This is a genomic window from Bacillus sp. P4_D3 (assembly GCF_056401855.1).
The window spans coordinates 1-26,036 of the sequence record NZ_JBFUIN010000028.1 but is presented as its reverse complement, the minus strand read 5'-3'; the positions used below and the strand labels follow the sequence as shown (position 1 = coordinate 26,036).

The 26,036-nt window shown below is 36.3% G+C and carries 29 protein-coding genes; 8 read left to right on the top strand and 21 right to left on the bottom strand.

Annotated elements, in window-relative coordinates; genetic code table 11:
• On the top strand, positions 1 to 389 hold a 389-nt coding region (locus AC1DTM_RS07120; RefSeq protein WP_477000121.1), incomplete at its 5' end, for a YslB family protein.
• 115 nt (positions 390 to 504) lie between these two features.
• Here the strand turns inward: AC1DTM_RS07120 and uvrC are convergent.
• The 8 genes from uvrC to AC1DTM_RS07080 form a co-directional block, all read right to left on the bottom strand.
• Positions 505 to 2,289 (bottom strand): excinuclease ABC subunit C, encoded by a 1,785-nt coding sequence (uvrC, locus tag AC1DTM_RS07115; RefSeq protein WP_477000120.1) that lies wholly within the window; start codon positions 2,287 to 2,289, stop codon positions 505 to 507.
• 148 nt (positions 2,290 to 2,437) lie between these two features.
• Positions 2,438 to 2,752 (bottom strand): thioredoxin, encoded by a 315-nt coding sequence (trxA, locus tag AC1DTM_RS07110; protein ID WP_000974757.1) that lies wholly within the window; start codon positions 2,750 to 2,752, stop codon positions 2,438 to 2,440.
• A gap of 211 nt (positions 2,753 to 2,963) precedes the next feature.
• A complete protein-coding gene (etfA, locus tag AC1DTM_RS07105; RefSeq protein WP_002160311.1) occupies positions 2,964 to 3,941 on the bottom strand; it encodes an electron transfer flavoprotein subunit alpha in 978 nt (325 codons plus the stop codon).
• 36 nt (positions 3,942 to 3,977) lie between these two features.
• Positions 3,978 to 4,751, bottom strand: a complete 774-nt coding sequence (gene etfB, locus AC1DTM_RS07100) for an electron transfer flavoprotein subunit beta (RefSeq protein ID WP_002160310.1) — start codon at positions 4,749 to 4,751, stop codon at positions 3,978 to 3,980.
• A 78-nt stretch (positions 4,752 to 4,829) separates the two neighbouring features.
• Positions 4,830 to 5,606 (bottom strand): enoyl-CoA hydratase, encoded by a 777-nt coding sequence (locus AC1DTM_RS07095; RefSeq protein ID WP_002088868.1) that lies wholly within the window; start codon positions 5,604 to 5,606, stop codon positions 4,830 to 4,832.
• 11 nt (positions 5,607 to 5,617) lie between these two features.
• Positions 5,618 to 6,205, bottom strand: a complete 588-nt coding sequence (locus tag AC1DTM_RS07090; RefSeq protein ID WP_087945806.1) for a TetR/AcrR family transcriptional regulator — start codon at positions 6,203 to 6,205, stop codon at positions 5,618 to 5,620.
• A gap of 106 nt (positions 6,206 to 6,311) precedes the next feature.
• A complete protein-coding gene (locus AC1DTM_RS07085; protein WP_016106284.1) occupies positions 6,312 to 7,997 on the bottom strand; it encodes a long-chain-fatty-acid--CoA ligase in 1,686 nt (561 codons plus the stop codon).
• 193 nt (positions 7,998 to 8,190) lie between these two features.
• Positions 8,191 to 9,237, bottom strand: a complete 1,047-nt coding sequence (locus tag AC1DTM_RS07080) for a BclA C-terminal domain-containing protein (RefSeq protein WP_477000119.1) — start codon at positions 9,235 to 9,237, stop codon at positions 8,191 to 8,193.
• A 407-nt stretch (positions 9,238 to 9,644) separates the two neighbouring features.
• On the opposite strand from AC1DTM_RS07080, the gene AC1DTM_RS07075 reads away from it, so the two are divergent.
• From AC1DTM_RS07075 to AC1DTM_RS07060, 4 genes are all read left to right on the top strand, one after another.
• Entirely contained in the window at positions 9,645 to 10,619 is a 975-nt protein-coding gene (locus AC1DTM_RS07075; RefSeq protein WP_016106286.1) for an ABC transporter substrate-binding protein, read from the top strand.
• Positions 10,620 to 10,626: 7 nt separating this feature from the next.
• The gene (gene fhuB, locus AC1DTM_RS07070; RefSeq protein WP_088099548.1) at positions 10,627 to 12,663 is read left to right on the top strand and encodes a Fe(3+)-hydroxamate ABC transporter permease FhuB; all 2,037 of its coding nucleotides are present in this window, start codon (positions 10,627 to 10,629) and stop codon (positions 12,661 to 12,663) included.
• Between the two features lie 115 nt (positions 12,664 to 12,778).
• Positions 12,779 to 13,282 (top strand): DinB family protein, encoded by a 504-nt coding sequence (locus AC1DTM_RS07065; RefSeq protein WP_016106288.1) that lies wholly within the window; start codon positions 12,779 to 12,781, stop codon positions 13,280 to 13,282.
• A gap of 138 nt (positions 13,283 to 13,420) precedes the next feature.
• Positions 13,421 to 13,753, top strand: a complete 333-nt coding sequence (locus tag AC1DTM_RS07060) for a YfjL-like protein (RefSeq protein WP_016106289.1) — start codon at positions 13,421 to 13,423, stop codon at positions 13,751 to 13,753.
• 63 nt (positions 13,754 to 13,816) lie between these two features.
• Here the strand turns inward: AC1DTM_RS07060 and AC1DTM_RS07055 are convergent, their stop codons facing one another.
• The 7 genes from AC1DTM_RS07055 to AC1DTM_RS07025 form a co-directional block, all read right to left on the bottom strand.
• On the bottom strand, positions 13,817 to 14,512 hold the full coding sequence (locus AC1DTM_RS07055; RefSeq protein ID WP_016106290.1) for an ABC transporter permease: 696 nt from the start codon (positions 14,510 to 14,512) through the stop codon (positions 13,817 to 13,819).
• Between the two features lie 24 nt (positions 14,513 to 14,536).
• On the bottom strand, positions 14,537 to 14,662 hold the full coding sequence (locus tag AC1DTM_RS07050) for a hypothetical protein (RefSeq protein ID WP_256416129.1): 126 nt from the start codon (positions 14,660 to 14,662) through the stop codon (positions 14,537 to 14,539).
• Positions 14,663 to 14,699: 37 nt separating this feature from the next.
• Complete coding sequence (locus tag AC1DTM_RS07045) at positions 14,700 to 15,398, bottom strand: ABC transporter permease (RefSeq protein ID WP_088099549.1); 699 nt, start codon at positions 15,396 to 15,398, stop codon at positions 14,700 to 14,702.
• Positions 15,399 to 15,432: 34 nt separating this feature from the next.
• Positions 15,433 to 15,591 (bottom strand): hypothetical protein, encoded by a 159-nt coding sequence (locus AC1DTM_RS07040; RefSeq protein WP_165762449.1) that lies wholly within the window; start codon positions 15,589 to 15,591, stop codon positions 15,433 to 15,435.
• A gap of 27 nt (positions 15,592 to 15,618) precedes the next feature.
• Positions 15,619 to 16,542, bottom strand: coding sequence for an ABC transporter ATP-binding protein (locus AC1DTM_RS07035; protein WP_088099551.1), 924 nt, complete (start codon positions 16,540 to 16,542; stop codon positions 15,619 to 15,621).
• 125 nt (positions 16,543 to 16,667) lie between these two features.
• Positions 16,668 to 17,603: a HAMP domain-containing histidine kinase gene (locus AC1DTM_RS07030; RefSeq protein ID WP_477000118.1), complete on the bottom strand. Its 936-nt coding sequence runs from the start codon at positions 17,601 to 17,603 to the stop codon at positions 16,668 to 16,670.
• 1 nt (position 17,604) lies between these two features.
• A complete protein-coding gene (locus AC1DTM_RS07025; protein WP_002160298.1) occupies positions 17,605 to 18,297 on the bottom strand; it encodes a response regulator transcription factor in 693 nt (230 codons plus the stop codon).
• Positions 18,298 to 18,465: 168 nt separating this feature from the next.
• Here AC1DTM_RS07025 and AC1DTM_RS07020 point away from each other — a divergent pair, with 168 nt between their 5' ends.
• Both AC1DTM_RS07020 and AC1DTM_RS07015 read left to right on the top strand, forming a co-directional pair.
• Positions 18,466 to 18,639 (top strand): hypothetical protein, encoded by a 174-nt coding sequence (locus AC1DTM_RS07020; protein ID WP_002015431.1) that lies wholly within the window; start codon positions 18,466 to 18,468, stop codon positions 18,637 to 18,639.
• Positions 18,640 to 18,834, top strand: coding sequence for a YwbE family protein (locus tag AC1DTM_RS07015; protein WP_002160297.1), 195 nt, complete (start codon positions 18,640 to 18,642; stop codon positions 18,832 to 18,834).
• Positions 18,835 to 18,873: 39 nt separating this feature from the next.
• On the opposite strand, the gene AC1DTM_RS07010 is transcribed toward AC1DTM_RS07015, so the two are convergent.
• Positions 18,874 to 20,073, bottom strand: coding sequence for a class I SAM-dependent rRNA methyltransferase (locus tag AC1DTM_RS07010; RefSeq protein ID WP_002160296.1), 1,200 nt, complete (start codon positions 20,071 to 20,073; stop codon positions 18,874 to 18,876).
• Positions 20,074 to 20,323: 250 nt separating this feature from the next.
• On the opposite strand from AC1DTM_RS07010, the gene isdG reads away from it, so the two are divergent.
• A complete protein-coding gene (gene isdG / locus AC1DTM_RS07005) occupies positions 20,324 to 20,647 on the top strand; it encodes a heme oxygenase (protein WP_088099552.1) in 324 nt (107 codons plus the stop codon).
• A gap of 72 nt (positions 20,648 to 20,719) precedes the next feature.
• On the opposite strand, the gene srtB is transcribed toward isdG, so the two are convergent.
• The 5 genes from srtB to AC1DTM_RS06980 form a co-directional block, all read right to left on the bottom strand.
• Entirely contained in the window at positions 20,720 to 21,484 is a 765-nt protein-coding gene (srtB, locus tag AC1DTM_RS07000; protein ID WP_477000117.1) for a class B sortase, read from the bottom strand.
• Positions 21,485 to 21,527: 43 nt separating this feature from the next.
• On the bottom strand, positions 21,528 to 22,298 hold the full coding sequence (locus AC1DTM_RS06995; RefSeq protein WP_002199223.1) for an ABC transporter ATP-binding protein: 771 nt from the start codon (positions 22,296 to 22,298) through the stop codon (positions 21,528 to 21,530).
• Entirely contained in the window at positions 22,288 to 23,271 is a 984-nt protein-coding gene (locus tag AC1DTM_RS06990; RefSeq protein ID WP_016106299.1) for a FecCD family ABC transporter permease, read from the bottom strand. Before AC1DTM_RS06990 ends, AC1DTM_RS06995 begins: the two co-directional genes overlap by 11 nt.
• A gap of 27 nt (positions 23,272 to 23,298) precedes the next feature.
• Positions 23,299 to 24,180, bottom strand: a complete 882-nt coding sequence (gene isdE / locus AC1DTM_RS06985) for a heme ABC transporter substrate-binding protein IsdE (RefSeq protein WP_016106300.1) — start codon at positions 24,178 to 24,180, stop codon at positions 23,299 to 23,301.
• 69 nt (positions 24,181 to 24,249) lie between these two features.
• Positions 24,250 to 26,036, bottom strand: a 1,787-nt coding sequence (locus AC1DTM_RS06980; protein ID WP_477000116.1) for an NEAT domain-containing protein, incomplete at its 5' end; no start/stop codon positions are given.

Sequence of the window (26,036 nt, the reverse complement as noted above, 5' to 3'; positions counted from 1 at the left end):
ATGAATTGCTACGTGAAGAATTACTACCTGATTTAATTGGTAACGATTTAGATGGTATTTTATACTGGGCCGGTAGAAACCTTGCGAGAAAATATCCACTAGAAACAATTGAAGAAGTCATTCAGTTTTTTGAAAAAGCTGGTTGGGGCACTTTAAGCATCATTGAACATAAACGTCGTGAAATGCAATTTCAACTTAAAGGTACACTTATTACTGAGCGTCAAAAACAAAAAAGACATTCATCTTATCAATTAGAAGCTGGATTTATCGCCGAGCAAATTCAAAGACAAAGAAACGTCGTTGCAGAGTCCTATGAGGAACAGAAAAAACGTTCAGACTCTATTACATTTCTTGTTAAATGGGATATAAAAGATCTCATTGAAGTGTAGCATCTACTTACAGTCAACTAGACATATAAGTTTAGTTGACTTTTTTGTATATTCATTTAGGTGTGTTTATTTTAAATCTTCAGAAATTATATCAAAAAACAGAAGACATTGTAAACTACAACGTCTTCTTACCTGTTAAATAAGTATAAATTGTCTCCGCTACATTTTTCGGCATACCCGCTTCGACAAATTCCGATACGGAAGCTTCTTTCATCTTTTTTAATGAACCAAAATGTTTTAGCAATACTTTTTTTCGTTTATCACCGATTCCCGGAATTTCATCTAACGCCGATTGAATAACAGATTTCCCGTGTAATTGACGATGGAATGTAATTGCAAATCGATGTACTTCATCTTGAATGCGCTGCAATAAATAAAATTCTTGGCTATTCCTCGCAAGCATAACAGGCTCAGGCGGATCTCCAATAATTAAATGTGATGTTTTATGTTTTTCATCTTTTACAAGCCCTGCCATTGGAATATATAATCCAAGCTCGTTTTCAAGAACATCACTTGTAGCCGCTAGATGTCCTTTTCCCCCATCGATAATTATTAAATCTGGCAAAGGTGAATTTTCCTTCAATGCTCTCGTATAACGGCGTCTCACAACTTCCCTCATAGACTCGTAATCATCTGGCCCTTGGACCGTTTTAATTTTATATTTCCGATATTCTTTCTTCGCTGGTTTCCCATCGATAAAAGCAATCATTGCTGAAACAGGATTTGTCCCTTGAATATTTGAATTATCAAACGCTTCAATACGATAAGGTGTTTCAATACCGAGCTGCTTTCCTAAATGATCTACAGCTTTAATCGTTCGCTCTTCATCACGTTCAATTAAGTGAAATTTCTCTTCTAGTGCAATTTTTGCATTTTTATTTGCTAATTCCACAAGATCTTTTTTCTTCCCACGCTTCGGCTGTGTCGCTTCAACTTCTAAAAAGCGCTCTACTAATTCTGAATCGATACTTCCTGGAACAACAATTTCCTTCGGCTTGAAATGACTACTGTTTTCATAAAATTGACCGATAAAAGTTAAAAAACCCTCTTCAGGTTCATCATATATCGGGAACATGGAAACATCGCGCTCAATTAACTTTCCTTTTCGAACGAAGAAAACTTGAACACACATCCACCCTTTATCAACTGCATATCCAAACACATCCCGATCCACTAAATCACTCATAATCATCTTTTGCTTTTCCATAATTGCATCAATATGAGCAATTTGATCTCGCAACTCTTTCGCCCGTTCAAATTCTAGTTTCTCTGAAGCCTCGTACATCTTCGTTTCTAATTCTGAACGAATTTCTTTATGCCCACCATTTAAGAATTTAATAATTTCATCTACAATTTCTTTATTTTGCTCATCCGTTACTTCTTTCACACAAGGCGCTAAACATTGGCCCATATGATAATATAAGCAAACTTTATCTGGCATATTTGAACATTTACGAAGTGKATACATACGATCTAATAATTTCTTTGTTTCATGTGCCGATTGCGCATTTGGATAAGGGCCAAAATACTTTCCTTTATCCTTTTTTACGTTTCGCGTAATGAGTAAGCGCGGCTGTTTTTCAGCTGTAATTTTAATGAAAGGATATGTTTTATCATCTTTTAATTGAATATTATATTTCGGATCATATTTTTTTATTAAATTCAACTCTAAAATAAGAGCCTCCAAATTTGAGGAAGTCACAATATATTCAAAATCAACAATTTCTCCAACAAGCCGAAGTGTTTTCCCATCATGTGAACCAGTAAAGTACGAGCGCACACGATTTTTGAGTACCTTTGCTTTTCCGACATATATAACTGTTCCCTGCTTATCCTTCATTAAATAACAACCAGGTTGATCAGGCAAAATTGCTAACTTCTCTTTTAAATGCTCGTGCACTCGTCTCCCTCCATTTCTACATGCTTATCATTTTTATTTTCACATAAAAACATACTATGTCAAAACACCCAACATACGTTCTTTTATTGTAACGGAAAGGTTGTAAAAAAGAAAATAAAAAAAGCTACCAAATGGCAGCTTCTTTATTTTAGAAGTGTTTAGAAACTAATTCTACTAACGCTTCTTTCGGTTTATATCCTAACGCTTGATCAACCACTTTACCGTCTTTTAATACGAAAAGAGCTGGAATGCTCATTACTTCGAATTGACGAGCAGTTTCTTGGTTTTCATCAACGTCCACTTTTACTACTTTTACTTTCTCGCCTAACTCTGAATCGATTTCCTCTAATACAGGAGCGATCATTTTACAAGGTCCGCACCAAGGCGCCCAGAAATCTAATAATACAACACCTTCGCTAGTTTCAGCTGCGAAGCTTTGGTCATTTGCATTTATAATTGCCATTTTATTTCCTCCTTCAAGTATATTCTACCAAGAGTATATCATTAACTTTTATACGTGGCGAATATTATGTATCGTTATGTATTGTAACAAAAAAATGTTCCTTTATACTATATAAAAATATGGATGAAATACTAAAAAGATGAGAGACAGGGGATCTCTCACCTTTTTCTATATATAGGGGTACTTCACTTGGAACTCAAGGGTACTCAAATCATGAATGTACTTTTAACTTTTTAAACTCTTCTGTTAAAAGAGGTAATACTTCAAATAGATCACCGACAATACCGTAGTCAGCTACTTTGAAGATACTTGCTTCTGGATCTTTATTAATCGCAACAATTATTTTTGAATTAGACATACCAGCTAAATGTTGAATCGCACCAGAAATTCCGCATGCAATGTATAGGTCTGGTGTAACAACTTTACCTGTTTGACCAATTTGTAATGAATAATCACAGTACTCAGCATCACAAGCGCCACGAGATGCTCCAACAGCGCCGCCTAGTACGTCAGCTAATTCTTTTAACGGTTTAAATCCTTCTTCACTCTTCACACCACGTCCGCCAGCTATAATGACTTTCGCTTCAGAAAGATCAACACCTTCTGCAGTTTTACGGACAACATCTTGAATGATTGTACGTAGATCTTTCACATCAACTGTAATAGAAGACACATCACCGATGCGAGATTCATCTTTTTCAAGAGTTGCGATATTATTTGGACGTACTGTCGCAAATAATATACCATCTGTTACAATCTTCTTCTCAAATGCTTTACCAGAATAGATTGGACGAGTAAAGATAACATTGCCACCTTCAATTTCTAAAGCAGTTACGTCAGAAATTAAACCAGCTTCAAGCTTCGCTGCTAATTTTGGTGATAAATCTTTACCAAGTGCTGTATGTCCAAATACAATGCCTTCTGGATTTTCTTCAGCATATACAGCTAAAAATGCTTGTGCATAACCATCAGATGTATATGATTTTAATTTATCATTTTCAACTGTCACAACGCGATCTGCACCGTAATGAATCAATTCATTTGCAAAAGAGGCAACGCTGTCTCCAACTAGAAGACCTACCACTTCACCGCCTTCTGCAATTGTTTTTGCTGCTGCTACTGCTTCAAACGAAACGTTACGTAGCGATCCATCACGAACTTCACCCATTACTAATACTTTACGAGCCATAGATTTTCCCTCCTGCATATATAATTTCGTATTTTATTAGATTACTTTCGCTTCTGTGTGGAGCAACGATACAAGTTCTTTTACTTGATCTTGCAGCTCGCCTTGTAACACTTTTCCTGCATCTTTCTTAGGAGGCAAATAGATTTCAATTGTTTTTGTTTTTGCTTCCACATCATCTTCTTCTAAATCTAAATCATCTAATTCTACTTCTTCTAGTGGCTTCTTCTTCGCTTTCATAATACCTGGAAGTGATGGATAACGCGGTTCATTTAAACCTTGTTGCGCTGTTACTAGAATAGGTAATGATGATTCAATTACTTCTGTATCCCCTTCAACATCACGCTCAATCTTCACATTTGTACCATCAATTTCAAGCTTCGTAATCGTCGTTACGTATGGGATATTTAACGCTTCAGCTACTCGTGGACCAACTTGTCCAGATGCACCGTCAATCGCAACGTTCCCGCCTAAAATTAAATCAATTTCTTTATCTTTTAAATATTCAGCAAGCACTTTTGCTGTTGTAAATTGGTCACCATTCTCAACATCATCTTCAATGTTAATTAGTACCGCTTTATCGCAGCCCATCGCTAATGCTGTGCGAAGTTCTTTTTCACTATCCTCGCCACCAACTGTTATAACAGTAACTTCTCCACCTTGTGCATCTCTTACTTGAATCGCTTCTTCAATCGCATATTCATCGTAAGGGTTGATGATGAATTCCGCTTCGCCATCGTAAATTGCACCGTTTTTAATTACGATTTTTTCTTCTGTATCAAATGTTCGTTTCATGAGTACGTAGATGTTCATTCCATTTACCCCCTTATTTTTCAGAAAGATTCTATCAATTTTAAAATTCTGTTAATTTTTATTAAAAAAATAATTGGACTACCTACCACTAAATGAAGGCTTACGTTTTTCTAAAAACGCTGCTACGCCTTCTCTTCCATCTTCACTCGTAAATACTTCACCAAAAATCTGTGATTCACGCTGTACACCTTCATAATAATGAGACGATTTTGTCGTTTGTAATAACTCTAGCACAGCACGAGTTGTTGCTGGGCTTTTTCCAGCAATCTGTTTTGCAATTTTAAGCGTATCTTCTAAAATGGATTCTTCAGAAAACACTCCGTTAACAAGTCCCCATTGCAATGCTTCTGCACCAGTAATTGGTGTACTTGTTAACATCATTTCACAAGCTTTCGCTTTACCAACATAACGTGGTAAGCGCTGTGTACCTGCAAAACCAGGAATTAATCCAAGTGTTAATTCAGGTAAACCAAGCTTTGTACTTTCAGTTACAAAGCGCATGTGGCAAGACATAGCAAACTCAAGGCCACCGCCAAGTGCCGCTCCATGAATTGCCGCAATAACTGGTTTTGAGCATTTTTCAACACGCTCAAACGTAACTTGTCCAAGCTGTGCTAACTCTGTTGCTTGCTTCGCTTCAGTAACAGATGTAAATTCTTTAATATCTGCCCCCGCTGAGAAGAAGCGTCCTTCACCATGTAAAACAACAACACGAATGTTATCATCCTTTTCCACTTGATCGATTAATTCAGTAACGTCATGCATAACTTGTGAAGACATCGCATTAGCTGGAGCATGATTTAACGTCGCCACCGCGATATGATCTTCAACTTTTACAGATAGGAATTTCAACATGATCCCTCCCATTATTTACGATAACCACAAGCTGCAATAAGTAGCCCGTGTACCGTTTTTGAAAGTGCGACCAGATCATACTTATGATCGCTCATTACCCAATTGGTCACAACTTCATCTACTGTTCCAAAGATCATTTGTCTTGCCACGCGAACATTTAAATCCGCCTGAAACTCACCTTGCTTTATACCTGTCTCTAAAATCTCATCCATAACTTGTAAGTAGCCTTTTAATACTTCATTTATTTTAAGGCGCAAGTCTTGATTGGACTGCCTTAGTTCTAATTGCGTAACGATAGCAAGAGGATCATTTTGTGACAACAGCAAGAAGTGCGTTTCTACCAACATGAATAACTTCGCTACAGCGCTTTCAATTCCTGCTATTTTTTGACGAATTGTTTCAACAAATTCTCCCATCTTCTCTTGGAATAAGGATATTAATATATCTTCTTTATTTTTAAAATATAAATAAATCGTGCCATCAGCTACCCCAGCTTGCTTTGCAATTTTAGAAACTTGCGCTTGATGGTATCCATTCTCCGCAATCACAATGACTGCTGCATCAATAATTTGATTGTATTTCGGTCTATTTTTCTTCACTTTACTGTCCCCTTCAAGAAGATGACTGAATGAATAGTCATTCATATTCTTATAATACTGACTATTTAGAAAAGTGTCAATCCTATTTTTTCAAAAAGAAAGGGCCTTAGCCCGTTTGCTCATCCTCATTCTTTCTCTTCTCTTCATCTATTAGGACACGGCGTAAAATTTTTCCGACTGTCGTCTTCGGCAACTCACTTCTAAACTCATATACCTTTGGAACTTTGTAAGCTGCTAAATATTTACGTGCAAACTGATCTAATTCTTCTTCAGAACACTCAGCGCCTTCTTTCAAAACAACAAACGCTTTTACAGTTTCCCCTCGATACGGATCAGGAACACCGATTGTTACCACTTCTTGCACCTTTTCATGTTCATATAACACCTCTTCTACTTCACGAGGATATACGTTAAAACCACTAGCAACGATCATATCTTTCTTACGATCTTTCACATAGAAAAAGCCATCCTCATCCATGTATCCTACATCACCTGTATGAAGCCAGCCATCTTGCAGTACAGCTGCCGTTTCTTCTGGCTTATTCCAATACCCTTTCATAATTTGTGGGCCCTTTACAACAATTTCACCAATTTCACCTGGAGGTAATGACTCTCCTGTCTCAAGTGACATGATGATTGCCTCAGTATCCGGCCACGGTACCCCAATACTTCCCGGCACACGCTTTTCCCACAAAAAATTCCCATGTGTAACTGGTGATGACTCCGTTAATCCATAACCTTCTACTAATTTACCACCTGTAACTCTCTCAAACTCCTCCTGTACTTCTACAGGAAGCGGTGCAGAACCACTAATACAAGCCTGAATTGAAGAAATATCATATTCTTTTAAAAGAGGACTATTTAATAGAGCAATATAAATGGTTGGTGCTCCTGGAAATAGTGTGACTTTATGTTTCTTAATTGCTTCAAAAACCATTTTCATATCAAACTTCGGAATAAGCACCATTTTATACCCTTGCATAATACTCAAATTCATTACAGCTGTCATCCCGTACACATGAAAAAACGGAAGAACACCAAGAATTACCTCTTCTCCTTCTTTACAATTATATAACCAATGCGCTCCCATTAAAGTGTTCGAAACGAGGTTTTTATGCGTTAACATAACCCCTTTTGGAAACCCTGTCGTTCCCCCTGTATACTGCAAAAGGGCTAGATCATTTTCAGGATCACATGGAACTTCAACATTAGTACTACTTTCCCTTTCTACCGATTTCCAAAGATGAATCGTTTCGCTTTCCGACACATTCACAACAAGATTTGCCTGCTTTTTTTGTACAAATGGATAAAGTAAATTTTTAGGGAATGGTAAAAAATCTGCAATACGGGTTACGATAATGTGCTCAATCTTTGTTGCAGTTTGAACGTTAGTAACTCTCGGAAACACTAAATCAAGGCAAAGAATAACTTTTGCCCCTGAGTCATGAAGTTGATACTCAAGCTCTCTTTCTGTATAAAGAGGATTCGTTTGTACGACAATACCACCCGCAAGCAAAGTACCATAATAACCAATTACAGATTGCGGACAATTCGGTAACATAATCGCAACTCTATCGCCTTTTTCAATACCAAGCCTTTGAAGGTAATTCGCAAATTTCTTTACCTTGTCATGGAAATCTGAAAATGTAACATCTTTCCCTAAAAAATGAAGCGCTTTCTTTTCTGGATAACGAGCAGCCATTTTCTCTAAATATCTATGAAGTGGCTGAATATCATAAGAAATCGTCCCTGGAATTTCATCTGGATAACTCTGCAGCCAAGGTTTTTCCACTCTCATTCCCCCTTCCAATACTTGTGAAAATAAATGAATGTTCATTCATGATGGTTGTTTTCATTATATTATAGTCATAACAGCGTTACAATCATAATATTCTGACTTTTATATAACTATGCTTTACTTCGTTAACTTCTTATTATATGTATAAACTCTCTTAATTTTAAAAGAATAAGAGAGTTCACGTTACTTAGCTTAATCTTATAATCGTTAAAACTGCACCAGGTGTAGTCGTTGATAATGTTGCAACAGCTAACAATCCAAACAACTGCAAACTAATTGCACTCCCCGCTGCAAGAGTCGTAATAATTGTTGCACTAAATGAAGTCGTCGCTAATGCAGGAGAGTTGATAGTCCCAGCAAGCGGTGCTCCATTAATTGTAATTCGCGAACTAACTAATAATGAAGCCGTTATATTAATTGTATATGAAATATAATAATTCCCCGCATTTGCGGCCGTAAATACTGTGTTCCCCCCCGACACTGTAATTCCTGGACCGATATTCTGATTATTTGGAAGTGGGACATTTGTTCCACCAAGAAGCACTGATATTGCCGCTCCTGATGTATTATTCGCAAATGCATACGTCGCAGTTATACTTGTACCTGTTACTCCCGTTGCTCCCGTTTCACCTGTTGCTCCCGTTGCTCCCGTTACTCCTGTTGCTCCCGTTGCTCCCGTTGCTCCCGTTGCTCCCGTTGCCCCCGTTACTCCCGTTGCTCCTGTTGCCCCTGTTGCCCCTGTTGCTCCCGTTGCTCCCGTTGCTCCCGTTGCCCCCGTTACTCCCGTTGCTCCCGTTACTCCCGTTACTCCCGTTACTCCTGTTGCTCCCGTTGCTCCYGTTGCTCCTGTTGCTCCYGTTGCYCCTGTTGCTCCTGTTGCTCCSGTTGCTCCTGTTGCTCCTGTTGCTCCTGTTGCTCCTGTTGCTCCCGTTGCTCCCGTTGCTCCCGTTGCTCCCGTTGCTCCCGTTACTCCTGTTGCTCCCGTTGCCCCCGTTACTCCCGTTGCTCCTGTTGCTCCTGTTGCCCCTGTTGCTCCCGTTGCTCCCGTTGCTCCCGTTGCTCCCGTTGCTCCCGTTGCTCCYGTTGCTCCCGTTGCTCCCGTTGGACCTGTTGGACCTGTTGGACCGAGCTTAGGAACTGTCCCATCGCAACTAAAACAGCATGAATCAACATGTACACCATTTGTATTATTACACCCACAGTATCCATTTGTATCATTACTCCATAAAGACATGTTGACCCCTCCTTCTTGTTCAATCTTTTAAGTACAGCCAACTAATTAGAAATATTTTTCTAATAAAAAATCAGTTTTTATTTTCCTTATCAACTACCCGATCTGGAACAAACCTTTTATAAACAAAGGTTTATTCCTTACATTCTAATAATTATTACATGCAATGCGCTCCCCTTTCGCTTGTACTTTCGCCTTCCTTCTTAAACGAATTTCCTCTCCTTCAGTCTTGATACACATCTGCATTTCAATACGATATATCAAAATCCATATAAATCGTTATTTTTCGTCGAAATTTTAAAAAAATATTGACACTTAAAATATCCTCATAGTATGATTTTGTTGTTGTAATTGATAACGATTTTCAATATCGTACATTGCAAATAAAATAATTTATTTGGGGGCATAAGATGAAGAAAATTCTTAGCATTTTCATGGTAGTTCTTCTATTCGTTGTCGGATGCGGACAACAGAAAGAGGAGAAAAAAGAAACAAAGGCGGACAATAAAAATCAAGCTATAACAATTAAACATGCTGAAGGGGAAACAAAGTTAGATAAACCAGCGAAAAAAGTTGTTGTACTTGAGTGGGTATATGCAGAAGACTTATTAGCACTTGGTGTTCAGCCAGTAGGGATGGCAGACATTAAGAATTATAATAAATGGGTAAATACAGAAACAAAACCAAGTAAAGATGTTGTAGATGTAGGAACACGTCAACAACCAAACTTAGAAGAAATTAGCCGTCTAAAACCAGATTTAATCATTACAGCTTCATTCCGTAGTAAAGCGATTAAAAATGAATTAGAACAAATTGCACCAACAGTTATGTTCGATCCATCAACAAGCAATAACGATCACTTTACTGAAATGACAGAAACATTTAAACAAATTGCAAAAGCAGTTGGAAAAGAAGAAGAAGGTAAAAAAGTATTAGCTGATATGGATAAAACATTTGCTGATGCAAAAGCAAAAATTGACAAAGCAGGCTTAAAAGATAAAAACATCGCAATGACACAAGCATTTACAGCTAAGAACGTACCAACATTCCGTATCTTAACTGACAATTCTACAGCTTTACAAGTTACAAAAAAATTAGGTTTAACAAATACTTTTGAACCAGGTAAATCTGAGCCAGACGGTTTCAAGCAAACCACTGTAGAATCATTACAAAGTGTACAAGATTCAAACTTCATTTACATTGTAGCGGATGACGATAACATTTTTGACACTCAACTAAAAGGCAACCCTGCTTGGGAAGAATTAAAGTTCAAAAAAGAAAACAAAATGTATAAATTAAAAGGCGACACTTGGATTTTCGGTGGTCCTGAGTCTGCAAAATCTTTAGCAACACAAGTAGCAGATGTAATGACAGCGAAGAAGTGATTACACGATGAATAGCTTACAACATACACTTCGAGCAAGTCTTGTATTCGGAGGAGGAGCAGCTCTCTTGCTCCTCCTTTTCTTTATTCATATCGGGCAAGGACAAGCAAACATTTCCTACAGTATGATTATCGATGCTCTTATCTCACCGAATCAATCGCTAGAGCATCAAACTTTAATCATGCTTCGACTCCCTAGAGCTGTAATAGCCATTTTAGCTGGAGGTGCTCTTGCTGCATCTGGAGTCATTTTGCAAACTTTAACGAAAAATCCACTTGCTGAATCAAGTACAATGGGAATTCATTCAGGTGCATATTTCTTTCTAGTAGCGGCTACAATTTTCTTACCGAAAGGTTTGCAAATTAACTCCCTTCTTTTCACATTTATCGGTGGTGCAATTACTGCTTTATTTGTATACCGTATTTCTGGTGGAAAAAAGGGAACCCCACTTAGAATGGCACTAGCTGGTATGGTCGTTACATTAATGCTTTCTGCCTTTACCGGAACGATGCAGCTTTTCTATGAAAATGAAACAGCTGGTTTATTTTTATGGGGAGCTGGATCTCTTATTCAAAATAACTGGGATGGCGTTCAATTCGCTTTTCCATTTATTGTTATTTCTTTCCTAGTTTTACTATTCATGTCACGTAAGCTTAATATCCTCTTACTCGGCGATGATGTAGCTGTTTCACTTGGAGAGAAAACAGCAGTAACACGGTTTATCGCGTTCATCGCTGCAATTTTTTTAACAGCAGTAATTGTAACTGTTGTTGGACCGATTGGCTTTGTCGGCTTAGTCGCACCACATTTAATGCGCCTTATTGGTTACCGTCAACACTTTACACTTCTTCTCTCCTCTTTCTTATGGGGAGCAATATTATTGCTAGGAGCAGACGTTGTTGGTAGATTAATAGATCCAACTGGTGCCGAACTTCCTGTCGGAGCAGTTACAGCAATGATTGGATCACCTTGGCTTATTTATTTAGTGTATCGAATGATGAAATCGAAACAATATATGAATGATAATGGAGCTAATGCAGCTGGAGCTAGTTCTCGCTATTACTCTTATAAAAAGGTAATCATTATATCTATCATACTTTGTATTGTTACGATTTCTCTTGGCGTTGCAATCGGTAGCAACTCTTATATCGAAAGCATTACAAATGTCATAACAGGACAATTAACACAATTTGATAAAAATATGATGATGAATCTTCGTTTACCAAGAATGCTCGTTGCCGCTATTGCCGGAGCATGTCTTGCGATAAGCGGACTTGTTTTCCAAGGCATATTACGAAATCCACTTGCTGATCCATCTATTATCGGAATTTCGTCTGGAGCAGGTGTTGGTGCTTTAACCATTATGTATGTCTTCCCTGCACTTCCTGGTTTCTTCCTACCAATTGGTGCATTTATTGGTGGACTACTTGCAGTTGGAATTGTCCTCTTCTTCTCATGGAAATCAGGATTTAGCCCAACAGCTCTCGCTTTAATAGGGATTGGAATTTCAGCACTTGGATCAGCGATTATTCAAATCTTTATCGTTAAAGCGAATTTGAATGTGGCTGCTGCTTTAACATGGTTGTCAGGTAGTACTTATGCAAGAGGATGGAATCACTTAGAAAATATCATTCTATATCCATCGCTGATTCTTGTGCTAATTATCTTTTTCTTAATGAAACAACTTGATGTTCTCGTACTTGGAGACGATTTAGCAACCGGACTCGGGCAACCAGTAAATAAAACGCGCCTTGCTCTAATTGTATTAGCGACACTACTTGCATCAGTCAATATCGCTGCTGTCGGTACTATCGCCTTTTTAGGCCTTGTTGCACCGCACTTAGCGCGAATCGTTGTTGGCATGAATCATCAAAGACTATTCGTTTGTTCAGCACTGTTTGGAGCAATCCTGCTTTCCATTGCTGACTTACTCGGACGAACAATTGCATATCCGAAAGAAATTCCTTCTGGGCTTGTTGTTGCTGTACTTGGAGCTCCGTATTTCTTATGGTTAATGAGGAAAAGTGGGAAGAAAGTTAATTAAAAAGGAGGCTTCTTGTATTGGAAGCCTCCTTTTTTTATTATTCATTTTCATAGCTTAACAGGAAACTAACTGTTTTTCACGAATTTAACCCATGAACATAACTAGGAGGGATAACATGTACCAAACAATTGAAGGCTTTTTACAATCATGGAAATATGAAGCTGAGTCTACTCAAAAGATGCTCGATGCATTAACAGATGAATCTTTGTCACAAGAAATTGCACCTGAACACTGGACGTTAGGAAGAGTTGCTTGGCATATCGTTACTGCAATTCCTGTTATTCTATCAGGGACAGGGTTAAAGTTTGAAGGTGAAACAAAGGATTATCCTGTTCCAACTTCTGCGAAAACAATTGCAGATGAGTACCGTAAAGTAAATGCAGCTTTTGTTGAGGCACTTCAAAGCGAATGGACTGATAAAGACTTAGCTACTATTAATGACTTCTTTGGTCGTCCTATGCCGAATTCTATATTTTTAATGACACTCATTAATCATCAAAATCACCACCGCGGGCAGATGACTGTTTTAATGCGTCAAGCAGGATTAAAAGTTCCTGGCGTATACGGTCCTTCGAAAGAAGAATGGGCTGCAGCTGGAATGGAAGCTCCAAAAATGTAATGACAGAAAAAGACAAGGTGTCCTATCACCTTGTCTTTTTCTGTCACTTGTTTCATGTGAAACTATTTTTTGCTAAATGGTTGTTTTATGGAAAAAATAAGTTAAAATGAATACATATTATGAGGAGGGGCAACCAAATTGAATACAAAAAATAAAAAAATAGCTATGGGAACTGTTTTACTAACTTCTATTATTGGAGTTATCAGTGTATCTCTTTACTTCACAAGTTATGGTACCCCTTGGGAAAAACAAACAGCAATTGCCGAATCAAAAAGTTATATTACAAAATACTTCAATCTAAATGCGAAAGTTAAGAATACTTCTTACGATTCTAAAATGGATAGCTATGCAATCTCCTTTGAAACAAATGAAGATGGAGAGTTTACTATCGAATATAAAAGTCCTAATAACTTTAACATTTCTCCAGGAGTGCAAGAGTATTTAAGCAAACACTACAAATTTACAGAGTAGTAACGAAGCATACATATACAAAAAAAGAGTTGGTGTAACGCCAACTCTTTTTTCTTATTCTTGTCATACTGTTACATCTTCCTTCTCTATATTTTTAATTCCGTAATATGCAATCGTAACTCCAATAGCTGCAAATGCTAGTTGAAGTGGCAGAAAAGTTGCTATAGGAAACATTGGGTTGTTATTAATTGCGATTAGCACAACGATAATAGATGAAACAATGGTAGTTGGCACTGAACGTTTACGCATTCCGAAGTATAATGGGATTAAACTCATTCCCGCAGTTGCAATTGTTAAAGGAACCAGTTTTATCCCTTCTTGCATCAATTGATCTACTGTGAATGGATTAGGAAGAATCGAAAAATAACTATCTATTCCAAAGAAAATTCCTACTACAAAAATATTAGATAAAATAACTGTTATGAATGTTAATAGTGCTGTAATAGCTAACTTACTAACCATCATTTTCTTTCGGTTAATAGGATAAGAAAACATGAGTAACATTGTTTTATTTTTATATTCATCAATTATTAGTTTCGCTATTAGTACACCACCAAAAACAATAAATGTTCCTCTTACTAACGCGCTAGCCATCAGCAAAATCGCCTGCGGATCTCTTATTTCTGGATCTCCTTCTATTTGAGAAACGAAACTAACAAAGATTAATAGTGCCAGTATGACGATATTTGCAATAATTGCTCTCTTCACATACCATCCGAGCTTAAACTTCTTCAGTTCTAGCTTCATAAGACGTAGCATGATAGTCCTCCTCTCTTTTAAAATTTAATTGATATAAATTTCCTTTATCGTATCTATCTCAAAAGCAACCTCCTTCTTAAAGTCTTTTCCAGCGAATGTCTTAAAACCAAAAATCACACTAGCAATTGCAATTACTATTATTTTTTTCACTGCTCATACCCCAGTTCGTTGTTGTTTTAAGCTTGCTTCACGCCACATCAATCTTGTCGATTTTTCGATACGACAGATAACTAATAAAAATCCCTACTAAACAGAGCACTATTGGGATAGCTATAAAATTATAAAAACTTACTTGATTGTTTCCAATGTTACTGTTCATTATCATCCCGATTATTACTGCAGAAGTAATCGTTGTCGGTGTCGATTTCTTTCTCATCCCAAAAAATAAAGGAATTAAACTAATACCGGATATCATAAATGCATTTATAAAAGTAGCTGGAATGGTAGCTATTATTTCACCCATCTTAACAGGCGTTTCAATTACTCCCATCATTGGATTCATAAAAAATATGAGCAAACTAATAGTGAAAGTAGCGATAATCATGCTCACAAAGCAAAAACTAAAAACAATTGTTAATTTCGCCCTCATTAACATTTTCCTTTGCAATGGATACATAAACAATAGTTGCATTGTTTTGTTCTTATACTCATCAATTACTAAACGTGATAAAATGACCGAACTAAAAATAAGAAATGTCATCCTAATAAAGATGTTTGCTAAAGTCATATATTTTGTGAAATCAGTGAGCGCCGCATCTACTTCACCTTTCGCTCCCAACCCCATAAGGCTTACTGCAACAAAAATTGCTATAATACAAATCGCTACCCCTTTAAAGTAACTAGATAATTGATGTTTCTTCCATTCGAGCTTCATTAATTTAAACATATAAACAACGCCTCCATTCCTTATATAACTATCTCTACACTACCAACATTCTAATTCCAGCTGTAATTACGCTTACTATTCCTATCACTAGTAAAACTAATATCCACTTTCGTTCTGGTTTTCTATAATATAAAATTCCACTTATCAGCATTACGATAAATCCCGCTATAAGATTCAGCATTAATGCATTCATCATCATATCCCCCTCGTTGTAGTTATATTACGCATGAATGCCTTCCCCATCCATTACATTTAAGAAATATTCTTCTAAGGAGCTATGTTTCTTATTAATACTTTCAATTTCTATATCGTTCATAACAAGAGCTTTTGAAATTGCTTGCTGAGTCGCTGCCACTTCATAAACACGAATCATGTTTCCACTCATTATTTTGTAGTTTTTTATACCAAGTTTATCTTCTAAAATATAAGCTGCTCGTTTCACGTCAGGAACAGTGATTTCAATGTACTCTGTTTGTTTTCCGTTAATACTCTTCATTGAAACTTCTTTTATTAGTTTTCCATTTTGAATAACACCAATTGTATCTGCCATTTGTTCCATCTCGCCTAAAATATGACTAGAAACTAATAAAGTAATGCCATATTCTTTGCAAAGCATTTTAAATAAGTCTCGTAACTCTTTAATACCAATTGGATCTAAACCATTAATTGGTTCATCTAAAATGAGAAGCTCCGGCTTTGTCATAATCGCTCTAGCAATGCCTAATCTTTGCTTCATCCCTAATGAAAAATCTTTTACTTTTTTATTGTCTATGCCGTGCAGTTTTACTAAATTTAAAGCATGATCAATTGCGTTCTTATCGTAATACCCCATATATTCACAATGTAATTCTAAATTTTCCTTCGCCGTTAATTTATCATAAAAGATTGGATATTCAATAATTGTCCCCATTCTTTTTAATACTTCATAAGATGTGTCTGTTAACTTCTCACCGAAAATTTCAATATCACCACTCGTCGGTTTTATTAAATTCGTAATCATTTTCATAATCGTTGTTTTACCAGCACCGTTCGGTCCTAAAAACCCGTAAATCTCTCCTCTTTTCACATGCATGTTAACGCTAGAAATAATTTCTTTCCCTTTAAACACTTTCGTTAGCTGGTTCGTCTTTAATATATATGTCATGTCACTTTCCCCTTTCGCACCGCTCTATATTTCTATAATAGACAATGGAAATCTCTTTTTTCTTACCCGTTCCTTACAAATTCCTTACGTTCAAAAAAAGCTTGTAGAATCTACTTCTCTACAAGCTAAAATTGCATCTTTGTTAATACAACTGTAAAAATTGTTTTTTCATATGGCTTACTAGAAAGATGAATTTCTCCATCCATCGCCTCCACAAGCCTTTTCGTAATCGTTAACCCTAGACCACTACCTTGGTACAATCTATTTCTTGAATCTTCAAGTGTGTACATACGCTCAAACACTTTATCAATATGAGATTCATCAATTCCTTTTCCTGTATCCCATWCGTCTATATACACACTCGTTTCATCATCTCTTAAAGTCATACCGAGTGTCTTTCCATCGTCTCCATATGTAATCGCATTTGATATTAAATTATTTAACACTCTGCCTAATACTTCTGTATTTCCAAGTACATATATATTTCTTTCTGGTATATCAATATGGATATGAAAACCTTTCGTCGTCACTAAATCATAGAAAGATAAAATCTTCTCGCGGCAAACTTCATTCATATTTACTTTTGTTATCTCAATTGCCTTGTCACCAGATTCTAATTTTGCTAAATCAAAAAACTTATGAATCAGTTCCATAACTTCTAGTGTTTTCACATGCACCTTTTCAAGTAATATTTGCTGTTCTTCTTTACTTATCGTTTTATCCTTATTTAACATTTCTGTATATCCAAGAATAACTGTTAGTGGTGTTTTTAAATCATGTGAAATATTTGAAAGCATTTTTCTCATCGAAATTTCCACTTTCGCATGATCTGCATTCGTTTTCTGTTTTGCATCTAACAAATGATTAATAGCCACTAATAACTTTTGCAATTCTGTATCATCCGTCATAATTAATAGCTTCTCACCAGTTTGTTCTTTTACAATTCGATTTAACTTCTCATACGTATAGCGTAAATTCCTACTACTATTTTTCCTAATTTTATATTGCACGTAAATAACGATAAGCAATATAATAATCACCACTGTTAAAAATATAACCATACTACATCACTTCCAATTTATAGCCAATTCCCCACAGTGTTTTTATATATTCCGGGTTAGATGGGTCCGTTTCAATCTTCTCGCGTAATCTCCTCATATGAACATTAATAACATTATCATCACCATAATATTCTTCATTCCAAACAAGCTTATATATTTGCGCTTTCGTAAAAACACGATTTTGATTCTTCACGAATAGTTTTAAAATCTCAAATTCTTTTAAAGTAAGTTTAAGCTGTCTTCCCTTTTTCTCCACAGTAAAATTAATTGGGTCAATTATTAAGTCACCAATCTGAATGGTCTCATCTTTTAATTCCACAGCTGAATACTTTGTAGACCTTCGAATAGCGGCTTTTACACGTGCTGCCAATTCAATCATAGAAAATGGTTTACAAATGTAATCATCCGCTCCAAGCCCTAAGCCAATCGCTTTATCAACATCTGTATCTTTTGCCGACATCATTAAAATCGGAACAGCACTTTTTTCTCGAATGATTCGCACAACCTCTAAGCCATCTAACTTTGGCATCATAATATCGAGGATAATCAAATCAAATGAACCTTTTAAAAATGCGTTAACTCCTTCTTCTCCATCAGATGCGATTGTAACTTGAAAACCTTCTTTTACTAAATATGTTTCAACCATCTCTTGAATTGAGATATCATCTTCAACTAATAAAATATGATATGACATATTTCTATCCCCTTTTCACAAACATTAACAATTCAATTGTATCGCAACTGCAAATTAGTTGGTACAATTATATGAATTTTCAAACCAACTTCCCTTCCTTCCTTAACAATGATATGATGAAATTCACTACTATTGTTCATAATTAACTTTATATAAAGGAGACTTATCATGTCAGAAAACAAAAAAGTAAGCTTAGCTGATTTAATGCGCGAACAACTTGCAAAGAAAAAGCAAGGAAATGGAAACGGCTCAAATAATGGAAGTCAAAGTCAAGAAACGAAAAAATTACAAAACCAACAAACGAAGAAAACAAACAACCAACGTAGACGTACAGGTGTATAAATGAGCGGGCAAAAACGATCTAACGTCGCGCCAGGTCTTGCGGTTGATATTGTGTTAAAACAAGATCAACGTACAGGCAAGCTAACAAGAGGAATTGTAAAAGATATTTTAACTAACTCACCCTCTCATCCGCACGGCATTAAAGTACGATTGCAGGACGGGCAAGTTGGCAGAGTCCAAAATATCATTCAATAAGAAAAGGAGCTCATTTAAACTTGAGCTCCTTTTTCTTTATTACCCTTTAATTTTCTCGATGAAAACTACTTTTAAATAGTCTCCTTCTTTAAATTGATCAATTGTACGGAAATCTTCTGGTAAAGAATGTTCTTCTAATATTTTATATTTACCGTTCATTTCTTTGAATGCCGTATCGATAAAGCCATTAAACTTTTTCATATCGAATGCGCTACAATTTGTAGAAGCAACGATAATACCGTTATTTTCTGTAATCGCAATTGTTTCTTTTAATAAGTTTTTATAATCTTTCGCCGCACTGAACGTATATTTTTTTGAGCGTGCAAAACTTGGAGGGTCAAGTACAACCATATCAAACTTCATCTTTTTCTTAACTGCGTATTTGAAATATAGAAATACATCTTCTACAATAATATCTTGTGCTTCATAATCAATTTCATTTACACTGAACTGCTCAATCGTTTTACTTAAACTACGATTGGCAAGGTCAACACTTGTTGTTTTACTTGCACCGCCAAGTGCTGCAAATACAGAGAACGCTCCTGTATAAGAGAACATATTTAAAACTGTTCTTCCTTTTGCATATTTATCACGAATTTGTTTTCGAACGTTACGCTGATCTAAAAACACACCAACCATCGCTCCATCATTTAAATAGACAGCAAAGTTCACACCGTTTTCTTTTACGATAAGTGGGAACTCACCGCGCTCTCCTGCTACGAAATCATCACCTTCAATATATTTCCCTTTCGTATCAAAACGCTTTTTCTCATAGATGCCTTTAAAGTTTGCTACCTTTTGAAATGCTGCTACGATTTCATCGCGGAAAGTATAAATCCCTTCACTATACCAACTTATTACGTAATAACCGTCATAATAATCGATGATTAACCCACCAAGGCCATCACCCTCACCATTTAGGGCACGAAATGCTGTTGTATCATTTGATTTATAAAAATCTTTTCGTTTATGTAAAGCAGATTTGATTTTACTTTCAAAGAAAGATTGATTCACTTCCTCCTTCTCTTTTCTCGTTAAAATCCAACCATACCCTTTATTTTGTTTTCCATAATAGCCTTTTCCAATGAATTGGTTCTTCTCATCTACTACGTTGATGATTGTTCCTTCTTCACGTACATCATTTAAATTTTGAATAGCATCTTTTAAAATAAGTGGATATCCACTTTTAATTTCTTTTATAAACTTCGGTTTTATTTTTATAGTTACTTCGGATCGCATGTAATGTCTTCCTTTCCATTTGAATGCTTTCTAATTAGTAGGAAGCAATGTAAAAAACGAGGCTGAAAAAAAGTCTCATTTCACTATACCATATTATTGCTTTGCTCGTACAACTAGCTCATCTTCTCGCTTAATCGAAAAAAAACTTATATATTTTATCATTACCATTGACAATGATAATGATTTTCACTATCATTTAATGTATATGAAACGATGAAAATAATGATAGATTTATAGGAGGAATAAAGAAATGATTATTGTTACAAATACATCTAAAATTACGAAGGGTGACTCACATAAATTAATTGAGCGCTTTAATAAAGTAGGTAAAGTTGAAACGATGCCTGGTTTCTTAGGACTAGAAGTTCTTCTAACTGAAAATACAGTTGATTATGATGAAGTAACGATTAGCACTCGTTGGAATGCAAAAGAGGATTTCCAAGGTTGGACAAAGAGTACGGCCTTTAAAGATGCGCATTCACATCGTGGTGGATTACCAGATTTTATTATCGATAATAAAATCTCATTCTATGATGTTAAAATTGTTCGTATGCCAATTGCTGCGGCTCAATAACTTCGTTTTTAATAGTTGGTATAGAAGTATGAGAAGGAATACATCTTCTCTACTTCTATACCTTTTCTTTTTTCAACTTCTTTTCACCAACTTCGCATGCACGACTAGTCTGCCCGCCTCTGGATCTAGTGCATAATCACACGTTGAAAGTGTTAAAATTTGATCATCCGCTGTCACTTTTGTATCTGTTTTATAGAGTGACCTATCCTTAATTTTTTCTAGAAAAGATGCATAGTCTTCATCGCTTCCAAAATCCGTTTCAATATAATAGAAATCAGTTGTCGTTGTATATACTGAAAATACTTCTACATCGTATCCTTCAAACAAAGTATCGTAGTACAATTTGCGATGAGACATAAAGAAATCTTCTTCTAATATTTTTTTAAGACTCCCAAACATAGAGCCGTCTTTCATACGATGTCCGTATAGAATCGTATTTCGATTTTGAGATTTTACATCGTTACGATGATCCATGAAGATACTTCCTGCTCTCATGTCCTCGCCTTTATAATTACGATACAAATAGTAATCGTTGTCTTTCGCTTGAACAATCGGATAATTAATTTGCGTATCATCCATCGTAATCCAGCCAACTATTTCTGGATTAATTTTTTGTAAGGCTTGGAACTGTGCACGGACTGCTCCATCTGATGATTTTTCTTCCATCGGACTCYTTTGATAAATATCTTGTGCTTCAGCCATTACTTTGCGATTTTCATAGTAATCCATGAACATCCCGCCTAATTCATACACGGAGTAGAAAAAGATACCTAAAAAAGCAACTGTAAGTATTCTTTGAAAAAAGGAATTCTTTTTCTTTTCTTTCTTGCCGCTCAAATTATCACCTCAAAACGGATTACCAAAGGGATTTAGTCGCCTATCAAATACCCATTGGCACCATATACAATCCTGTATCTTCATCGTGCTTTACAACAACATCTACACCATATATCGTCTTGATCATATCTTCCGTTACGACTTCACCTGGCTTACCCTTCATCACAATTTCTCCATCTTTCATAACGATAATATGATCGCTATAACGGATTGCTTGATTAATGTCATGTAATACCATAACAATCGTTAAACCATGTACTTCATTTAACTCTTTCACTAACTCTAATATTTCAAGCTGATAGTAAATATCTAAATACGTCGTTGGTTCGTCTAAAAACAGCATGGGCGTATTTTGCGCTAAAGTCATCGCAATCCAAACACGTTGCCTTTCCCCACCAGATAATGCATGTATTGGCTTATCACGCTTATCTTGTAGTCTCGTACACGTCAATGCTCTTTCTATTGCTTCGCTATCCTCATCCGTTTGTGTAGAAAAAATATTTTTATATGGCATACGCCCAAAACTCGTCAATTTTTCAACTGTAATATCTGCTGGCGCCTCATTTTGCTGATGAACGACCGCTAGCTTTCTAGCAAACTCTTTCGGCTTATACTGGCTAATAGCTTTCCCATCTAGCATTACTTCTCCGCTACGGGGATCATGATTTCGCGACATAACACCTAGTAATGTTGATTTCCCACAACCATTTGGACCAATAATTGTTGTAATTTTTCCAACCTCTATCTCACTACTAACAGACTTTAAACGATCCGTTACATTATCATAAGAAAAGGTTACATTTTTAATTTCCATGAACTCGATCACTCTTTCTAAGCAAGAATATTAAGAACGGACCACCGATGACTGCCATAATCGTCGCCGCTGGAATTTCATTAGGCGGTACGATTAGCCTACCAATTGTGTCTGCCGTTAAAATTAATAACGCACCTGCAAGGGCTGAAAATGGAATAAGTACTTTATGATCTGATCCAACCAGTTGCCTTGAAATATGCGGGATAAGTAATCCAACGAAAGCGATAACACCCGCAATTGCAGTTGATACAGCTGCTAAAAGAACAGCAATGACAGAAATAATAAGGCGTACCCTCGTCACGTGAAGTCCAAGGTTTTTAGCCGTTTTATCTTGTAGAGATAATAAATTACACCACGCCCCTACAAACAGTGCAAGTATAAGGCCGATTGATCCATATGTAACAAGTACTTCCACATCGCCCCATGTCTTCATCGTTATATTAGATGTTGTCGTCTGCTTAATACTTTTAATGAAATATCCGCAAATCGTAACGAAAGATTCATTTAAACCAGTAAACATCGCATTTATCGCTATACCGATCAAAATGATACGCAGCGGACTTAAACCTGATTTCCAAGAAAACGCATAAACGAGATAACAAGCAAACGCACCGCCTAAAAACGCGAATAGTGGTGTCCAGAAAAAGAACTGAGGGAATAGCGTAATGATAACAAGCGTCATAAAACTGGCCCCTGAAGATATCCCGATAACCCCAGCATCCGCAAGTGGATTTTTCATAACTGCTTGGAAAAGCACACCAGAAACAGCAAGCGCCGCTCCAGTGAAAAGTGCAATAATGATGCGCGGGAAACGTAAATCTTTAATGACTTCAACATCTTCATTTGTCCCTGTAAATATACCTTGAAAAAGATCAATGACACCTATTTCTAAACTACCTTTCACAGCGGATACAGTAGTCATAATAACTAGTAATACTGTGACGATGAAGAAACTCCAAATTTTTTTATTCATCTCAATCTTCCTTTATCTATACATGCATCATGGATACATCATTTTCTTTAATTCATCTAAGGCTTCAATAGCTGCTAAATTCCCCGTCGTTCCAAATAAGCGCTCTTCTAAATCGTACACTCTATTATTTTTAACTGCGGCAAAATGCTTCCAAATGTCGTTCGTTTTAAATTCCTTATCGAACATTTTCACAACTTCATCTGGCATACCATGCGCTGCACGTAAAATAATATCTGGATCAGCTTTTTTTAAGTACTCTGTATTAGAAGCTAAATATTCTACTTTCTCACCTTGTACTATATTTTTACCACCTAGTTGTTTTACTAAATCCCCAATATAGGAGTGTTCTGTCGCAACTAAATAACTTCCAGGTACTCCAAGTAAAATAAGGACTGTCGGTTCTTTCTTCCCTTTCACTTGTTTTTGAATGTCTGCAACTTTTTTATCGAACTTTGTTACGACTGCTTCAGCCTGTTTCTCACGCCCATATTTTTTGCCCAACTCTGTAATTGAGTTTTGCATGTTTTTTAAACTCGTTAAATTTAAAAAGTTTGCCTTAATGCCCGCTTCATTAAAAACTGGCTTCAACTCATATTCAAGCGTCGTAACAGATAATACTTCTGATGGTTTCATTGATTTTACTTTTTCCATATCAGGACTCATCGGATTCCCAACTTCAGGTAAACCTTTATAGCGCTTTGGCAAAGTTTTAGAACTTGTAGGAATACCTGCTAAATCTACTTCTAATGCATCCATAATTTCAGTCACAGCAACTGTCGTTGCAATAACACGTTCCTCACTACTGCTCTTTACCTTTTTTGCCGTTTCTTTTTTTGGTGATGAGCACCCAGCTATACTAAATAAAAGAATGATAGCCATGAATAAACTCGTGATTTTCTTCACTCTCAATCACCACTCCTTTCGGTACAATATGAAACGAGTCTTGATGCATGAAACCATGCATCAAGACTCCAAATTTTACAGTCTACCTGCTCTATATTTACGAACTAAGAAAGCAAGTGATCCTAGTAATAGCAACATATACATTCCAATCTGTGCTGTATCTGCTGTTTTTGAGTTTTTCTCTTTTTTCACATCATTCTTCGCATTTTCATTTTGCTTCTTACCGTCTGCATTTCGGTTGAAATCAGGATTACCGATTGTTTTTGCATTGTCTACTTTCGGTGTAATCACTGGATTTTTCGGATCATTCTTCGGATCGTTTTTCGGATCCTCTTTAATAGTTCCTACTGCACCAATATTATTTGTATCAAATTGAATTTGCACGTCGTAGAAATGATGATAGTTCATTGAATCAATATCTACTTTTACTTTCGCATTTAATTTCGCAAATAAATCATCAACCTCAAACTCTATTACTCTCGTATCTGCATTTTTATCTTCACTCACTACTTTTGCATCAACAAATGCACCAGCATTTTCTGTTTGGAACTTCGTAATCCACGCACTATTTTTCAGTGTCATCGCAACATATTTCTTACCATCTTTCACTGTTAATCTAGCTGGATTTACAACATATTGATTCATCATTGAAATCTCATCCGTTTTATCTTTTAACACTTTAAAAGCAACATCATATTGACCGTCTTTTAAATTTTTCGGATCGACTGTTATGTGTCCATTTTGGTTATTATTTCCGCCTTGATTATTGTTTCCATCTTGGTTGTTACTTCCACCTTGGTTATCGTTTCCGCCTTGATTATCGTTTCCATCTTGGTTATCGTTTCCATCTTGGTTACCGTTTCCGCCTGGAATGTTGTTTCCATCTTGATTACCTAAAGCTTTAATACTACCTTTATCAAATGCAAATTGAATATCATAGAAATGATGGTAGTTCATCGCATCAATATCCACTTTCACTTTTGCATTTAACTTTTTCGATAAGTCGTCTACTTCTACTTCCACTACTCTTGTATCTTGCTCTTTATTTGTACCTAATACTTTCGCATCGACAAACGAACTATTCTTTTCAAACTCAAACTTTGTAATCCATGAGCTATTCGTTACTGTGAAGGATACATATTTCTTACCATCTTTCACTTTTAATACGCCTGGACTCTTCGTATATGTGTTCATCATTGAAATTTCTTCTGTTTTATCTTTTARCACTTTAAAACCGATACTGTATTCACCATCTTTAAGAGCATTTGGATCAATTGTTGTGTTATTGTCTTGGTTGTTGTTTCCGCCTTGGTTATTGTTTCCACCTTGGTTGTCATTTCCACCTTGGTTATTGTTTCCGCCTTGGTTGTCATTTCCACCTTGGTTATTATTTCCGCCTTGGTTGTCATTTCCACCTTGGTTATTACTTCCGCCTTGGTTGTCATTTCCACCTTGGTTATTGTTTCCACCCTGGTTATCGTTTCCACCCTGGTTATCGTTTCCACCCTGGTTATCGTTTCCACCTTGGTTATCTACTGGCTGAATGCTATCTTTATCAAATGCAAATTGAATGTCGTAGAAATGATGATAATTCATTGAATCGATATCTACTTTCACTTTTGCATCTAATTTTTTCGATAAATCATCTACTTCTACTTCCACTACTCTTGTATCAGCCTTCGTATCTGTATTTAATACATTTGCATCAACAAACGCACCATTTTTCTCAAACTCAAACTTTGTAATCCATGAGCTATTCGTTAATGTGAAGGATACATACTTCTTGCCATCTTTCACTTTCAATACGCCTGGGCTCTTCGTATATGTGTTCATCATTGAAATTTCTTCTGTTTTATCTTTTA

Coding starts and splice junctions, on each gene's coding strand:
- AC1DTM_RS07040 (WP_165762449.1), bottom strand. CDS start 15,591: ATGAATGCATTAATGCTGAATCTTATAGCGGGATTTATCGTAATGCTG.
- fhuB (WP_088099548.1), top strand. CDS start 10,627: ATGAATAGCTTACAACATACACTTCGAGCAAGTCTTGTATTCGGAGGA.
- AC1DTM_RS06990 (WP_016106299.1), bottom strand. CDS start 23,271: ATGAATAAAAAAATTTGGAGTTTCTTCATCGTCACAGTATTACTAGTT.
- AC1DTM_RS06995 (WP_002199223.1), bottom strand. CDS start 22,298: ATGGAAATTAAAAATGTAACCTTTTCTTATGATAATGTAACGGATCGT.
- AC1DTM_RS07035 (WP_088099551.1), bottom strand. CDS start 16,542: ATGACATATATATTAAAGACGAACCAGCTAACGAAAGTGTTTAAAGGG.
- AC1DTM_RS07055 (WP_016106290.1), bottom strand. CDS start 14,512: ATGCTACGTCTTATGAAGCTAGAACTGAAGAAGTTTAAGCTCGGATGG.
- AC1DTM_RS07025 (WP_002160298.1), bottom strand. CDS start 18,297: ATGTCATATCATATTTTATTAGTTGAAGATGATATCTCAATTCAAGAG.
- isdG (WP_088099552.1), top strand. CDS start 20,324: ATGATTATTGTTACAAATACATCTAAAATTACGAAGGGTGACTCACAT.
- AC1DTM_RS07075 (WP_016106286.1), top strand. CDS start 9,645: ATGAAGAAAATTCTTAGCATTTTCATGGTAGTTCTTCTATTCGTTGTC.
- AC1DTM_RS07065 (WP_016106288.1), top strand. CDS start 12,779: ATGTACCAAACAATTGAAGGCTTTTTACAATCATGGAAATATGAAGCT.
- AC1DTM_RS07015 (WP_002160297.1), top strand. CDS start 18,640: ATGAGCGGGCAAAAACGATCTAACGTCGCGCCAGGTCTTGCGGTTGAT.
- AC1DTM_RS07010 (WP_002160296.1), bottom strand. CDS start 20,073: ATGCGATCCGAAGTAACTATAAAAATAAAACCGAAGTTTATAAAAGAA.
- AC1DTM_RS07095 (WP_002088868.1), bottom strand. CDS start 5,606: ATGTTGAAATTCCTATCTGTAAAAGTTGAAGATCATATCGCGGTGGCG.
- etfA (WP_002160311.1), bottom strand. CDS start 3,941: ATGGCTCGTAAAGTATTAGTAATGGGTGAAGTTCGTGATGGATCGCTA.
- AC1DTM_RS07020 (WP_002015431.1), top strand. CDS start 18,466: ATGTCAGAAAACAAAAAAGTAAGCTTAGCTGATTTAATGCGCGAACAA.
- trxA (WP_000974757.1), bottom strand. CDS start 2,752: ATGGCAATTATAAATGCAAATGACCAAAGCTTCGCAGCTGAAACTAGC.
- etfB (WP_002160310.1), bottom strand. CDS start 4,751: ATGAACATCTACGTACTCATGAAACGAACATTTGATACAGAAGAAAAA.
- AC1DTM_RS07045 (WP_088099549.1), bottom strand. CDS start 15,398: ATGTTTAAATTAATGAAGCTCGAATGGAAGAAACATCAATTATCTAGT.